Here is a 15,571-nt window from a genome sequence, read left to right on the forward strand (position 1 = left end):
CATTGGGGTTGCGCCTACGGCATCCGCTGCTCCTGGAGTGTTAAGAATCAATTCACCAAGAGAAGAGAACATATCGCCTAAGGTTGAGCCAGCCGTTAGGCTGTTATCTGCAACATAGTTGTCTGATAACGCCGTGCTCAATACTAGAGGGATCCACTCACCAGTGTTGTCGTCATTAAAGCGCATAACATACAGCGTGCCCTCATCCATGTACTTCGCACCTGTGGCTAAACGATCGCTTGGCGATGCATCTGCTGCATCCCAAAGTGCGGTGGATACGAACTTATACATATATTCAAAGCGCCCATCATGACCTGTATAGAATACAACGGGTTGTCCAACGGTTAACTTACCGAAGACACAGCCTTCATGACGAATGCGACCTAGTGCAGTGCGTTTAACCGCCATGCTTGTGTTGTCGTATGGGTCGATTTCAACAATATAACCGTGGCCATTTGGCTCGTTACGGTAATCCGTTGTTGGACCTGAGCCAGATGGCGTCGCGTCAAAACGCGTGAACTCATCGGCGACTTCAGAGTCGTCACCTTTTACATCATCCCAACCGTAGCGCGTATCGTCATCGTCTACACCAAGACGTTCATCCGCTGTGCTGCGCGTACCGGTATTAACAAAATAACCAGGCCAGTTTTCTTCACATGTGAGATAGGTTCCCCAAGGAGTATAGCCATTGCCACAGTTATTCAATGTTCCACGAACACGGTCCCCCGCTTGTGAATATGGCGTCACTAGCACTGAAGGATCTTGAGTAACAGGCCCCGAGATGCGCATTTCTGTCGCACCCGTAAAACGACGATTATATGAGTCATTGTCGACAACAGACCAAGTATCACCAGTTAAACGAATACGGATAACAGAAACACCGTGTGCGTTGATTTCTTTGCGTACTTCTTCAACATCTGTGCGCATACCGGTAATCGCGTCACGTGTTGCACCAGCAGGGTGAAGTGCATTTTGGTCGATATATTCGTGGTTGATACACAACAAGCCATCTGTTTCTTCGTCGTTTAATGGGAAGAAGTGCATGCCATCGTGGTGCATACCTACTGAGTTCGCTTGGTCTTCAGCAGTGTTCGTGCCGTCATCACGCCAAGCATTTGCAGTATTGTTAAGCGGCGTGCCCCAAGGCGCTAGTACCGATGCGGTATAACCCGCAGCAACGGTCACTGCATCAGTGAGAGAACCTGGAATAGACTCAAACCCCAAAGACACTGAACTCTGATCAGCACCGACAGAAGGGCTATCGCTACTGCTACAAGCACTCAAACCAAATGTAGACAGCATGCCTAATGCAGCCATGCCCCCAACACCGCCTTTTAAAACCGCTCTGCGGTTAAAATTCGCTTCCATTACCTCTGAAAAAGGCGCATTGGAACTCTTGTTAAACTTGCGCGGATCAAACGTCGCTTTACTCATTATCACATCCTAAATTTTATGGATTTATCTTGTTTGCGAAAAATTCACGCTGAAGAAACTAGCCGTGTGATGTGACAATTATTTGAAAAAAATATGACGTTTTAGCGGCAAACAATACAGGCATTCATCCACAACAAAGTACGGACTCGCGTCGAAAAAAATACATCTCGCTGAAGTAAAAATGTCATGTTTAAAAAATAGGATGTGTCGCTTTGGAATCACTCGAGTAGGTAAGAAAAATGGGGATTAGTCCAACACAGTTACTGATTATTTTAGCAATCGTAGCCTTACTATTTGGAACAAAAAAGCTTCGCAGTATGGGTGGCGATTTGGGCAGTGCCGTCAAGAATTTCAAAACCGAAATGAATCAAAACGAGCACAAACCAGAAGCAAGCCTGACACATTCTATTTCAGAAGCTGATTCGAAGGTCGACGCTACACCTTTACAGAGTTCAGTGCAGAAAAATAGCTAAGTTTCATCGCTGCTTTTCTGCGTAAATCATATAGTTGATCGCCAGCGATTCAATGATCGACATCGATCGATTAATAGGATTAACGCGCACACCAGCTCTACGAACTACCTCGAATGCGTCAGCGTTAAGGAATGCTTCAATCTCAGAAGGTTTTCTGAGCATAGAATAATGATGCGTTCCTTTTGGAAGCCAGCGCAACACATATTCGGCGCCAAATACCGTCACAAACCAAGCTAGCCAATTACGATTAATGGTGGCAACAAAAGTGGCACCACCCTCTTTTACAAGTTCATGGCATGACGCCATAAACAAGGGAAGATTGGCAACATGCTCAACAACCTCCATGTTGAATACAACATCGTACTGAACACCTTCGTTTCGTAGCTCTTCAACTGAAATAAGACGATATTCAATATCAAGCTGTTGCTGTTCTGCATGTGTTTGCGCAATGGCAATATTCTTTTCTACGACATCGATGCCTGTAACCCTAGCGCCCAAACGCGCCAAAGATTCGCTCAATATTCCGCCGCCACAGCCAACATCTAAAACAGATAGACCAGATAAAGGCTTCAGGGATTTTGCCATTTCGGATTGAGCGCAGAGTTGCTCGACAATCCAGTCAACCCGAAGCCTGTTTAATCGATGAAGCGGCCAAAATGGACCTTCGGCATCCCACCAGGTTTCTGCAAGTTGATGGAAGTGCGCGATTTCTCGTTGATTGATGGTCGTAGAATGATTTGTCACCCGAGTTCTCCAACAAACTAAACCTTAAGAGTACGACTAAAGACGGAACGAAGTTCACCAAAGCTTAGGTTTAATCCGATAAGACAGGGATGGAGATAAATGTTTTTTATAGGCGAAAAAAAGGCCGACTATTGTCGACCCTTTTTATTTGGTAGCGGGGGCCTCTACTTAATCTTATACGTAACTCTTTGTTTTATATAAATATATAATTTATAAATTTAGACTTAAGCCCCCAATTACCACCCCAAATAAATTTGTTAAGTAGGCAAATCTAAGATTTTAAAAGCAATTCTCGTATCTTCATACTTTGTAATGAAACCATCCTTCATAATCGACCTTAAGCTACCTCAAATCTCTCAATATAGCTTTTTAAAACGTTAGCCTCCTTCACCTCATCGTGGGGAATGAGCAAGTACTTCCATTCTTTGCCGCCGTTTTTCTTTAGATATGCTGAGGCGTTGGCACACCACTTAACACCTGAATTAGCTTTTTCTGAAACTTCTTCGTTCCATGAGCCATCTTCTTTTCGGTGCTGGGTGCTTTTGGTTTCTACCATCAATACATAATCATTTGTTTCTACGACAAAATCAGGCACATATTCAGGGTGTTCAGTTCCTTTTTTGTAGTACATCTTGAATTGCCCTTTGGCGGGCTTAAACCACTTGAGAGAGTCACGCTCTAGAATAATTGAAAAACGCCTCTCTGTATCAGAGTCAAATTTCTGGATTGGGTATAGGCATTTCGAGAAGGCACCAAATAGCATCTGCTTTATCTTGCTTACTTCTGCCACGGTTTCGCGATAATTCTTAACTTCCTGGCCTTGAGCTACGGTATAAGAACAGTCTTTTAGCGCGGTAAAGCCGCTTCTTACTTCTATATCAAATTCAGTTGCTTCAGTTACCCCGTCGTCGAAATTGCTATTCAACTGCGCATGAATAAGGCGAGAGATCACTTCACCTTGGTTTTGTAGAATATTCTCTACGTCCTTTTCATCGTTAACTTGGCTTAAACAATCTACAGCCTGTTTAGAAAGGTCATACAAAAGTTCGGCATGTTCGTCATAAGCGATGTCGTCATAATCAAATAACTTTTTGAGAATGTAATTCTCTTTTATTGGCTCGTAATTTCCAGAGTCACCTTCGCCGATCTCGGTTTGTTCGTTTGTTTGAAGGCTCTGGCTTACCAACTCACGATCTTGAGGCCTTAGGCCTTTTATTCCCGAAACATTTAAAGTAAATGCGTGATACCCAGTGGAGACTTCACCTCTAGGTGTAACTACGATTCGAGGGATGTCGATCGTGTTGTTAACGACAAGCTTAGTCGTCGCTGCAACAATTTTTTCGATATCGACTTGTTCTTCATCTTCCAATAAGGATTGCTGGCCCTGAGTTAGATGCTCTTTAACTGCCTGTGTGATTTCCTCTTGAAGAGTTTCTGATTGCAGTACCTGGCTAGTAGGGGCCTCTTTCGGCTTATTTTGGTACTGTTTGATTATGTCTAAAGCAATCGTTGCCGTTTTCTTTTCTGGTTCAGATACGAAAATAGTTTTGCTCGGTGTGCTCTGGGTATATGTGGTTCCGGCACTGCCAGTGGCTTCCTCACCAGATATTTGCGCTTCGATATTAGAGCTTACTTGCACGCTTTCTGTTTTAACGTCATCTTCAGGGCGATCGAGAATTAATTGCTTTAAGCGCAGAGGGTTTTCAGGGTTATTAGCTTCATCAACAATTTCTTGGAATTTGTCATGGGCAACAATACTCAAGCGGTCCACAGGCTCAACACCTGTTCGTTTACCGTAAGGCAAACGCAAGCCCCGACCAATAGACTGCTCAATGAGTGTTCTAGCATTCGCTGCGCGGAGCGGAACAATGGTATAAAGATTGGTAACGTCCCAACCTTCCTTAAGCATATTTACGTGAATAACAATTTCAGTCGGTTCGTCACTGCTTTCAACGTTGAGTAGTGCTTGAACGGTCTCTTCTTCCTTGCTGCTGCTATCGACTTGAATTACTTTGCCTAGGTATTTTCCATCAAACACAAACTCAAGCTTCTCTTTGAGTTCCTTGGCGTGAGTGGTGTCTCTTGCGATAACGAGCATGAATGGTTTTACTATGCGTTCATCATTCTCATGAGCATAAGTAATCAATTCAACTTTGGTAGCTTCGTGCAGTCGGATACCATCCATCAACTTGATGGTTTCTAATTCATCTTTCGAATACTGGCTTGAGTCAAAGTTCCTCTGCGTAACTACCGCGGGCTCTTTTACAAAACCATCATCCATTGCGCGAGCAAGTGGGTAGTCAACAACAACATTCTTAAATGGTTTTGCGCCACGGCTAGATTCAACGAATGGCGTCGCGGTCAGTTCTAAACCGAATATTGGATTGAGCTCATTCAGTGCTTTAACACCTGCGCTCGCCCTGTATCGGTGAGATTCATCCATCAACAGAACCAGATCAGGTAAGCCTGCTAAATAGCTAAAATAGCTGTCACCCAAGTATTCAGAAAGTCTTTTAATGCGCGGCGCTTTACCGCCACGAACTTCGGAGTTGATTTTTGAAATGTTAAAAACATTGACTCGAACGTTCGAAAGAATATCCCCCATTAGTTGAGCGCCGCGTTGCTCATAGTTGTCTCCAGTAATCACTTCAGGAGGGTAGGAAGCGAACTCTGCAATACCTTTAAAGACATATTTAGGTGTGCCAGGTGTAAAATCGGCGATCAACTTTTCGTAGATCGTTAGGTTTGGTGCCAGTACAAAAAAGTTTTTAATGCCATGGGCTAAGTGCAAATAACTGATAAAAGCGCCCATCAAACGAGTTTTACCAACACCGGTTGCCAAAGCAAAACACAGTGATGGAAAGTCTCGTTCAAAGTCCTCTAAGGTAGGAAACTCTGCTTTAAGCGCTTCCAACATCGCCGGTACATCATGCTTTGGATCAAGCAAGTCATCTGCAGTTGAATCAATTGCCTTTGCCAGTGCTTCTAATGATTCTCTTTGCGGTGCTCTAAGACTCAAGCGACCTGAAATGCTATTTATCACTCTAGTATCCATTCTCAACTCCAATTCTTAAAACAGGTCGTCTTGTTCTGGGTCTTTCTCTGCCATAGGCAGGTTTTGCACGTTCAAGCTGTAGTCGTCGTGCGCCCATTCGCAGTGGCGTAATACCGCCTTCGGTAATTTTTTAATAGTGAGGTTCGCGAACCGATCGGCCTGACATCGGAAGGCGCCACACATGGCGAGCAGTGTTTTATCGCTGCCAACTTCTTCGCTGATTTTTTCTAGTTGATCAACTGAGAGGTTTTGCGTGGTGACATAGATAAAATCGGTTTCGGTGGAGTAGCCATGTTGCCACCATAATGAGTCAGAAGGCGAATAAGTGAAGCCTTCTAATTTACAAACTGCTTCTGCTAGCATTTCGGGTTTATATTCTTTATTAATTATAGGCTGCCCAAACCGGTCATATTCGATTAATGAAGGAGCGATCCTGTAATAACGGAAGCCGCCACCGCCTGACCAGTTGGCTGATCTTGATATGCCCCCTTGATCCTCTCCATCGATTACCTTTTTTAGGCGAGGAATAATGTGTGTATGACAGTGCTCACCTAACTCTACCATTATCCACTGCCGTTTCATTTTATGAGCGACCGCTCCGGTTGTTCCAGAACCAGCAAACGAATCTAGTACAAGGTCACCTTCGTTAGTTGCAAGTAGTAGAATTCTTTCCAACAGTTTTTCTGGCTTAGGAGTATCAAATACGTCCTTTGGATTAAATGCTTTTACTTCTTTCTTTGCATCTTGATTATGGCCAACTTCTTCATAAGGCCATATTGTCATGCTGGTGGTTCCACCTTTCACTTCCGTCAAAAATTTCTTTACAGCAGGTACATTGTTTCCCTTTGCTCCAAACCATATTCGATTGTCTGCTACCATCTCTTCATATCTTTCTTTTGAGTAGGCCCAACAGCGACTTTCAGCTGGTTTCACTACTCTTCCAGAAGGAACGGTGATTTCGTAATCATTCGCCGCAGAGTAAGTTTTTACTGACATGTCTGCTGCTTTCCATGGGCCTCGTGGGTCGTTGTCTGGGTTTTTATATCTAGCATTTGCTGCATCTGATCGGGGTAGAAGATTGGGTCTCCATACTTCTTTATTTTTTGCATAAACTAAAATATGGTCATGATTATCGCTTAACCATTTAGCGTCATTTTGAGGGCTGTATTTTTTTTGCCAAATAGCGTTTGATACAAAGTTATTACGACCAAACACCTCATCGCAAAGAACTTTCAAGTAGTGACATTCATCATCATCAATTGTTATCCAAAGAGAACCATCAGTGGAAAGAAGGTTTCTTATAAGTATCAACCTTTCATGCATTAAAGAAAGCCAAATGGAGTGCTCTAAGCCATCATCATAGTGAGTGAATGCTCCTCCAGTATTGTAGGGAGGGTCGATGAATATACATTTCACTTTTCCAGAATGTGTTTTCTCCAAGGCTTTCAGTGCTAAAAGATTATCTCCGAAGATTAGTTTATTATCGAAGCAGTCCTTATCATCTACTGCTTTCGAAGCGTGATAAGACATCTGTTGATCTTCTATTAGTATTCGAGGTTCGAGTTTTGCTCGTTTGTTTTTTCCAATCCAGTTTAATTCTAATTTCATATTTTATTTCCAAATTTGCTAAGCTCTTGAAAAATGCTCTCGAAAGACATGCCATTTCTTAATGGAGCAATCCACATTTTCTTTCCAAATGAGCTCCATGTTTTGGTGCGAATCGACTGCGAATAATGATGGATTCTATTCGAATAATCCCAGGCTGTGAGAGTGCATTCTCCGTATCTATTTCTAATATCTAGTTTGCTGAGTATTTCGTTACAATTGCTTCTATCAGAGCAGCAGGCAACAACATTCTCATGATTTATGCTTCTACCGTTTAATTGGGAGTTGGCGAGAGGGTAATACACTTGAGTTTCAATATCGGCTGTTAGATCCGTCCCAATATTTTTCGGATTGAGTGCAAATATCTTAAAATCTCTTTGACTAATTGCTTCTGAAATAGGTTCGTCACGTACAAGTCGAGAAGATCGGACTGAAACAGTTAGACACTTCTCTTTTGGGGGCAGCTTTGGACTGCTTGTGGATCTAGCCCACTCGTTTAATCCTTTTATTCCTATAGCCAAGTCCCATCCTGGATCAGGCTCTTGAAAAGAGTCATTTCTTATCTGGTCATAAGCAACTGCTTGATAGCCCCTGCTTCTAATAAATTCTGCGACTGCAATTGTGGCAATATCACCCATAATCTTATCGTCGAGCGCTTCAGAAATATCCCTAGCGTTCATGTTGGGTCTATCTATTGAATAGTTTAGTTTTTTGGATGCCCACTCTATAGCAGCGGCTAATGAGTCATCAGAGACTATCCATTGAATAGGTGTTATCAAGCTACACTCCATTGCACTGTAAATAGTGTTTCTATTGTTGTCTTTTTATTTAGCTTGCCTTCTAGAGATTCAATAAGCGCTTCACGACGTTCGTCGACTTCATCTTGCTTATCAAATAGATCGCGTCGGTTTCTGTTACGCTGGCTCTCAAGTTTTTTCTGCTGCTTCTGTAAAGACAGCTTTTCTTCTAGGGTCGGGGCAATTTTCGCCTCTCGGCGCACTTGCTTAATTTCTTTGTCTAACTCTTTGATGGATTGTTCTAGGCCTTCTTTTAGATCGTCAGCCCAAGCATCAAGTTTATTCACCTCATCTTCGAAGAATGTCAGGTTTCTATCGTTTACATTCTTTTCGACTTGATTACGCTCTGTTTCTAACAAGGCATTGAGCTTTTCTTCTTCCGGCGTCTGTTCTGAAATCAAATGGTTGGCTTGGCTCTCTTCGTAAGCTGGGAGTTGCATGAGCTTTTGTGCAACCTCAGAAGGAATAACTTTGCCTTGATTATCCATCGCGGCGAATAATAAGTAGTCCTCGCTTCTTTCTAGTGATTCGATACTGAATTTTTGAAGAGATAGAGTGCCTGATTTCCCTTGAAGCTTCTCAATTACGGATACTTTTGCATTATGTGCTGCGTAGTCGAATACGAGATGAGCAGAAGGCACTTCCCGTGATACAGCTTGTGATACAACCCATTCCCCTAATGGTGCGCTTAAGCGATACCTATGTGCATGCTCAAGCAGGGTGCTTTCGTTGCGTCTTGCACCTTTCTTGAGAAGTTGATAGGTGCCTTGTTGAATGCTTAAGTGCTGCCCGTTCGCGATTTGACCGGTCAATTGGAAGCTGTGATTGCTTTCGTTAAACGTGGCGAAGCTTTTTAGTTCATGCTGAGTTAGCGCCCAAAACCAGCGGCCTACTTTGTCGAGCCTTTGCTCTGCTGCGTCTAACTGAACCTTCAGAAGGTCATGAATGTCTTCATCGAAGTTTTCCAGAAGTAGTTGTCTTGTCTCCAGCATTTTTTCGTTGATATCGGCCTCTAGCTCTTTCTGTAATTGCTGAAAGGCGGATTCAATTTCTTCTGGTTGTCTGCAGGTTTCATAGATCGCCTGAATGCGTTTTTCAAAATCTACGCCTGATTCAATGCTGCCTAATACTTCATCTGAGGCACCGAAAACTCCGTCAAATAGATGAAACTTTTCGCTGAGTAACTCTAAAACCCGCTGATCCGCTTGGTTTGATTTATTAAGGAAGTTAATAACCACAACATCGAACTTCTGTCCATATCGGTGGCAACGGCCAATGCGTTGTTCTACACGCTGTGGATTCCATGGAAGATCATAGTTAATCAACAACGAGCAAAACTGAAGGTTTACACCTTCAGCTGCAGCCTCGGTAGCAATCATGACTTCTGCATGATGCTTAAAATGATCAATTAAAGCGGAGCGGCGATCAACTTGTGGTGATCCACTAATTTTGTCGTTACCTTCATTATCGGTAAGCCATTGCTTATATATGTCGGTAGCCTGCGGGTGATTGTTGGAGCCACTAAAGGTGACGATTTTTCCGTCGAAGCCATTTGCGCTTAGAAAAGCAGATAAATATTCTTGTGTTCGTTTGGATTCAGTGAAGATAATGACTTTTCTGGGTGCTCCCATACTTGCCATTTTTTCAAAGCCCTGGCCTAACGCGGTGAGTAGTGCTTTGGCTTTGCTGTCTGTTTCAATCGCTACGGCCTTGTTGATGTAGAGTTTTATTTCCCGAATTTCATCTTCGAGCAACTCGATATCAACTTCAGGGGCATCTACTACATCGCCATCAAACTCTTCAAGGTAGTCTTGTTCTAGGTCGTCGTCATCGACTATAGAAGCTACTATGTCGTAATCACTCTCGGCATCTTCCTTTAACGATTCTAACCTCTTTAATATAGTCCGAAGGGTGTTGAGTACGGCATGCGAACTCGACGCCAAGAGTTTCCTTAATATTAGACCTGTAAGGTGTCTCTGATTACGAGGAAGCGCATAACTCTCTTCACGCTCTAGTAGCGCCGAAATACCATTGTATAGGTCTTGCTCTTGAGCGGTCGGTGTAAATGGGACTGTTAAGGTTTGCCGTTGAGTGTATTTAACATACTCCAATACATCTCTGCGAAGAGTGCGATGAACAAACCCTTTTAGACGAGACTTTAGCTCCGCTACAGAGCTGTCACCGTGTATGTAGTTTTGCCGGAATGTTTTATCGTCCCCAAATAGATGTTCATCTATTAATGTGGACATGCCATACAGTTCCATCAAGGAGTTTTGCAGTGGCGTCGCGGTGAGAAGTAACTTCTTGCGCCCATATAAAGCTCTTTTCAGTAGCTGGCCCATTTTGTTACTGGGTCGATGGGCATTGCGGAGCTTATGAGCTTCATCCACAACCACTAAATCCCAGGGTTCGATAAGTAGTTGCTCTTCAAGCCTCGCTGCATAGTGATAAGACATTATCACTACTTTTTTATCTGCCAGCGGGTTGTAAACGCCTTCTTTTTGCAGGTTCTTCCATGTTTTTGCATCGAGTATTTGTGATGGCAGATTGAACTTATCAAGTAGTTCTTGTGCCCATTGTCTTCTGAGTGATGCAGGGCAAATAATAAGAAGCTTACGTCGTCTTTCGGCCCAATATTGGGACAGTACTAAACCAGCTTCGATTGTTTTGCCTAGGCCAACCTCGTCGGCTAAGACTACGCCTTGGCTTAGTGGATTGTTCAATGCAAACAAGGCTGCATTAATTTGATGCGGATTAAGATCAACGCTTGCATCAAACAACGACTGAGAAAGGCGATCAACGCCACCCGCAGCATGCTGTATTGTTAGTTCGTGTGCGAAATATTTGGCTTGGTGGTTAGTTATAGGCATATTGTCTATGAGCAGCTTATTTTGTTTAGCTTTTCAGAATACAGTACGTCGCAAACAATCGAAATAAGATACCAAAATTAAGTAGCTGTATGAGCTACCTAAGAACCAACTTAATTTATTGTTTTATATGAGATATCAAAGAAAGGTATCTGAATTTAGCCCCCGTTTATGTCCCAAACAATTGGTTCCTAACTAGCGACTCTTATTCACGTCTCAACAATTCCTGCAGAAATAGATTGATACTCGATCCCTGGAAAATCAAAACTGTATATCTGCCACCCATTTCTTCTTAGCTCGAACTGATAACAGATTTCTTCAATATAGATATCCAAGCGATCCTTTTGTTTAAGTTTCACATCAGTATCAAAGCATTCTCCAGAGCGCAGATGGTCAAGGATATTATCTCTAGTGATCGAACCATACAATTCATCGATATGCGCCTCACCAACAATGAAATCAGAAAAGTCATCTTTTGGCCGCGGTACTTTTCTGTGCAAAACCCAATGGGGCTTTTTCCGATCAATCGAAGCCTCGTCATTGCATGTACAGAGTTTAAAACCACTCGAAGAATTACACATATACCGCCCTCATTCGTTTTGGTCATTAACAGATACTACAAGTCAATACGACCAATAGTGTCGCCAAATCACATTTGATCGCAGGCTTCGTGATAAATATCCAAAAGGTTCCGTCCTTGATAATACCAATAACGAGCTGGCTGAAGAGGTCTATCAGTATCTAACAAACGTTTGGTTAACGCTGTTAAGGACAAGTCTTCTCCCTGATAACGCACCTGACGACCACTAATAACCTCACACTCCGCTTCATTATTGTAAAAACGAAGTATCGAGCTTTCAGGGATACCAATATCTAAGTAATTAATGACAGGCCGTCTACTTTTTAAACGCTTGCTTGCGGATTCGGATTCCTTATCAACAGCATCTGCTTCTGCCTGTATGGAGGGAGTTACGTCTTCAACTACTAAAAGTTCTAGTAAGGCTATAGCTTGGTCAGCCTCAATCTCAAAAAACTCTCGACTGAGATTCAAACGGTAAGGACCAAATGCTTGATGAAAAGCTCTCTCAACCTTGTGCTCATCATCTACTCGTCCTGCAAAAGCACACTCGAAAGGAACGGGCACACCTGTGGTATAAAGCTCTGATAATCTAGCATCTACCGATGCTCGAGACGTTTTCCCTATCTTCACTAATCCTGGCATTGCCGGATTGGTAAGAACATAAACAATACCTAGATGCTCCCGCATACACTATTCCTTAACTTTCGATGCCGATGACACTTTAGAGCCACACAAATAAACTCAACTTCAACTATATTCGAGATTAATCTAACGGGCCACTAGCGAGCTATAAAAGGCTTAACATGGAAATATTGATTACTGTCGTTGCAACGATAGCAATAACACTACTTATCAAACGACACTGCCGAAAAAACCTCGAGCGCCTTGCTGCCAACACGATAGTTATTTCTGAAGAAGACCGAGCCGCTTACGAGGCATACAGAAGAAACGTAATGAGATTCTATTGTACCGATGGAACAAAGCTCACCGTCTACAAGGGCAAGCTCATCGGTAAAACCAAATACAAAACTGTCAAAGCTTCGTAAAAAGGACTAGTCATTTAGTTGTTCATTTGTGCGTTTCCTGACGTTCAACACCCCTTACTTGACAGCTGACAGAACTGACAGCCGGCGTCAGCAATGTCAGTTGTCGAAGATGAGGTCAGTCTCTTTTAAATTGGGGTTCCAAGCATATGTTTTCTTGGCCTGGTTCCCGACCGAAGGAGTCGTAATGCCGATAGCTGAAATCAAATATCCATGCTCTTCTAGGCATTCAAGCGTAAGCCTCACCTGCTGAGCAGTCTTGAGCCCTGGCCACCCCTTTCTCTGAAGCTCTCTAGCCGTAAATTCCTCATTTATTTTTCGCCTCCGGGCACACAATAGCATTGCTGAACTCAGCTCGGGATTTTCATCTAACCTGTAAATCTTCTTTGCATGAGTTTCTAGATAACGCACAAAGACCGACGCTTTTTCAAAGCTATTTTTACTTATATCACCACTACTCGGTGACTCCAACAATTCGAAAATGCATGCGATTGAGCAGATGGTTTTTTCCTGCTTTATTTTGAAAGCTTGAAATAACTCACTATCAACATTAGCTAACTCTTGCTGTAAATTTTCCCACCATATTTGGAATAACATTTGGGCTTCACAGCTAAAACGTAGCACCTTTGGATCATCAGGTGAGCCACTGAGCAAGCTTCTTAAACTCCTTTTAAATTGCAGCTCCGCCTGCTCATCGAATGTTCGGTCAACATAGGTTCTTGTTTTGTTTTTAGCAGGCCAAACTGCTAACTGCAGTCGCTGTAGAAAACCGTCATCTTCCTTTCCTGATATTGCGTCACTGACTAATGGCTTTAGCTTGCTTGGCTGGATACCACCTAGAACACTTAGGCAACAACGCTCTATATGCACCTTGTCTCTTGAGATACGATCGTAGGTATAACTTCCAGTACCGTTGTACGCCTCCAGGTAGAATGCACGATCTACGCCAGCAGTTTCGCCTTGCATACCGGCTAGCCAACCGGCGAGTTCGTCTCTAACTAATATTAGGCCTCTCGGGTTCTGATTCATCAAAACCCCTAGCTTCGGTACCGTAGAGTCATTAACAACGAGTCGAGGCTCAGTCGGTTGCTCCGGCTCACTTTCCAACATCAACGCTAAATCGGCGTAAGCGGCTTCTCCAACACCTTTCTTACTTCCAGTAGCAAGACCTGCCTCTACTTGCTTAAGCTTCATATCAAATATCTTTTTATTGGCCTTATATTCGAGTTCTGCATTCTTGTGCCCGATCCGCATCTCCCCCTCTAATGATTGAATAGGGTTAAGAGCGAACGAGATACTTGGACTCTTCATACTTGAAGGATCTCCAATGATTGCACCCCAAAGCGTAGGCACAATTTGATATCTCGTATCCATTGCCTTGGGTTGAACTCTAATACTTGTCCCAATCGCTGCCCCCACCGAACAAAGGGCAGCCACTACAATAAAATCTACTGGGGCCTGCATTCGCATTGCCCCATCCTCTACAAACCTTTTTAGAACGGGCGGAAGACAGCCCATATCTAGAGCTGCTACCGAAACATCTGGAATGGTGAGCTTAGCTACTTCCGGATATGAACTGTGCTCAAAAGCCGACATAACCACCTCCATTGTTTGCGCAGTTCACTAAGTCGTTAAAGTCAGTGCATTTACAATGAGTGCATTGAAATTGCGGGATATACGGAAGCTCTTCATTGAAAACCCTCTGCGCTTTCTGAGCGTCCCGCACCCCTATATTGTGACCAGATGAAGAATAACGATCGTTGTCTGCACACACATTAAAGTTAGTGTTTGGGTAGAATGTCTTGAGGTTTTTAGCTGCGGATTCCAGATTGCCAGCATCGATACCCCAAAACACGGTCAACCCAGTCTCCTTATGAAGAGAAACCGCCGTTGCATATCCTTCGCAAAGCCAGGCATCATCAGTTACCGACTTCCCCACTTTTCCATAACACCCTTTTTTGCGCCCTCCATTTTCAAATCGCTTACGCCCATCAGGCCAAATGTACTGGAGGTTTACTATTTCATCTGGCTTTGAATAGATGGGTAATACAAGCCTGTTGTCTATCTGTCGAACATCGACGGGAGAAATATTCTTTCTAATTAAGTATGGGTGCGAAGCCGAAGCATCTTGGGCACGTTTATATTCTCTGTCTGCTAGTAGCGCAGTGCTTATCTGCTTATCTCTTTTTTGCTTTTCTCTAGCTGCTTTGCGCTTCTTCGCCAGATATAGGTCTTTAACAGACGGGCGGTAATCCGAAGAATTATTCCATTTAAATGTTTCCCCTGTTCGCCAGCTACCAAATACAACTCGATACACATTACGAGCAAAATTAACAACGTACCAACCATTAGAACTCCCCCTCTTCTCACCTTTAATATGGAATCGTTTAATATCTCCGCTAACGCTTAGTACTTCTGGGAGAGGAACTCCCACGCTTAGAGAATAATTTCGGAGGTTCGCTGAACAAGTGATATTCATTATTCAACCTCCTTGCGGGAAGCAGCTATTCGCTCACTCATCCACTCATCAATTTCGGAAGAAACCCATGCCGAGGAACGTTCGGATAATTTAACGGGAGGCGGAAACTTACCTTGTGCGATAAGAGAATAAACAGTGGCTCGAGCAAGCCCTGTCATTTGCATTACATCAGGTAATCTAAGAAATTTTTTCATAATAAGACCTCTGTGGTTTTAAGGAGGTCTAACTATGTATTTTAAACAGAGATCGAGCTTAGTCAGAGATACAGAAAAAAATCCTGATCTATGACTAACATCAGAATCAACCTAAACGAATCGCTTATAGCGATGGAGCAGCCCCGAACCTTCGAGACCCAAAGATGGGTAAATATCTTCCAGAATTAATATAAATTTACTTATGTCATGTAAGGCAGGCTTACTTGAGAAAATTTCGACATATTGTTCGAAAACCATTTTCTCGAAACGTGATAGCTCTCGAATTTGAGGTTTAGCTCC

General features: G+C 43.1%; 13 protein-coding genes. 1 reads left to right on the forward strand and 12 read right to left on the reverse strand.

Annotation, left to right across the window (positions count from 1 at the left end):
* Positions 1-1,434: PhoX family phosphatase (locus tag A3762_RS03725; RefSeq protein ID WP_068754152.1), on the reverse strand; the 1,434-nt coding region annotated here is incomplete at its 3' end.
* 239 nt (positions 1,435-1,673) lie between these two features.
* Here A3762_RS03725 and tatA point away from each other — a divergent pair.
* Positions 1,674-1,907 (forward strand): twin-arginine translocase TatA/TatE family subunit, encoded by a 234-nt coding sequence (gene tatA, locus A3762_RS03730; protein WP_068754154.1) that lies wholly within the window; start codon positions 1,674-1,676, stop codon positions 1,905-1,907.
* Between the two features lie 3 nt (positions 1,908-1,910).
* On the opposite strand, the gene ubiG is transcribed toward tatA, so the two are convergent.
* The 11 genes from ubiG to A3762_RS28205 all read right to left on the reverse strand — a co-directional run.
* On the reverse strand, positions 1,911-2,651 hold the full coding sequence (gene ubiG, locus A3762_RS03735; protein ID WP_068754156.1) for a bifunctional 2-polyprenyl-6-hydroxyphenol methylase/3-demethylubiquinol 3-O-methyltransferase UbiG: 741 nt from the start codon (positions 2,649-2,651) through the stop codon (positions 1,911-1,913).
* A 337-nt stretch (positions 2,652-2,988) separates the two neighbouring features.
* The gene (locus tag A3762_RS03740) at positions 2,989-5,706 is read right to left on the reverse strand and encodes a DEAD/DEAH box helicase (protein WP_068754159.1); all 2,718 of its coding nucleotides are present in this window, start codon (positions 5,704-5,706) and stop codon (positions 2,989-2,991) included.
* A 15-nt stretch (positions 5,707-5,721) separates the two neighbouring features.
* Positions 5,722-7,314 (reverse strand): site-specific DNA-methyltransferase, encoded by a 1,593-nt coding sequence (locus A3762_RS03745; protein ID WP_068754161.1) that lies wholly within the window; start codon positions 7,312-7,314, stop codon positions 5,722-5,724.
* A complete protein-coding gene (locus A3762_RS03750) occupies positions 7,311-8,090 on the reverse strand; it encodes a hypothetical protein (protein ID WP_156493201.1) in 780 nt (259 codons plus the stop codon). Before A3762_RS03750 ends, A3762_RS03745 begins: the two co-directional genes overlap by 4 nt.
* Positions 8,087-10,978: an SNF2-related protein gene (locus tag A3762_RS03755; RefSeq protein ID WP_068754164.1), complete on the reverse strand. Its 2,892-nt coding sequence runs from the start codon at positions 10,976-10,978 to the stop codon at positions 8,087-8,089. The genes A3762_RS03750 and A3762_RS03755 overlap by 4 nt, the downstream gene beginning before the upstream one ends.
* A 206-nt stretch (positions 10,979-11,184) precedes the next feature.
* Complete coding sequence (locus tag A3762_RS03760; RefSeq protein ID WP_068754166.1) at positions 11,185-11,556, reverse strand: hypothetical protein; 372 nt, start codon at positions 11,554-11,556, stop codon at positions 11,185-11,187.
* 68 nt (positions 11,557-11,624) lie between these two features.
* Positions 11,625-12,242 (reverse strand): GIY-YIG nuclease family protein, encoded by a 618-nt coding sequence (locus A3762_RS03765; protein ID WP_068754168.1) that lies wholly within the window; start codon positions 12,240-12,242, stop codon positions 11,625-11,627.
* Positions 12,243-12,697: 455 nt separating this feature from the next.
* Positions 12,698-14,194: a YfjI family protein gene (locus A3762_RS03775; RefSeq protein ID WP_197469002.1), complete on the reverse strand. Its 1,497-nt coding sequence runs from the start codon at positions 14,192-14,194 to the stop codon at positions 12,698-12,700.
* Positions 14,181-15,077 (reverse strand): hypothetical protein, encoded by an 897-nt coding sequence (locus tag A3762_RS03780; protein WP_068754174.1) that lies wholly within the window; start codon positions 15,075-15,077, stop codon positions 14,181-14,183. Before A3762_RS03780 ends, A3762_RS03775 begins: the two co-directional genes overlap by 14 nt.
* On the reverse strand, positions 15,077-15,271 hold the full coding sequence (locus A3762_RS03785; RefSeq protein ID WP_068754177.1) for an AlpA family transcriptional regulator: 195 nt from the start codon (positions 15,269-15,271) through the stop codon (positions 15,077-15,079). The genes A3762_RS03780 and A3762_RS03785 overlap by 1 nt, the downstream gene beginning before the upstream one ends.
* A 111-nt stretch (positions 15,272-15,382) precedes the next feature.
* A partial coding sequence (locus tag A3762_RS28205; RefSeq protein WP_231878718.1) for a hypothetical protein occupies positions 15,383-15,571 on the reverse strand: 189 nt, incomplete at its 5' end.

This window comes from Oleiphilus sp. HI0125 (genome assembly GCF_001635355.1).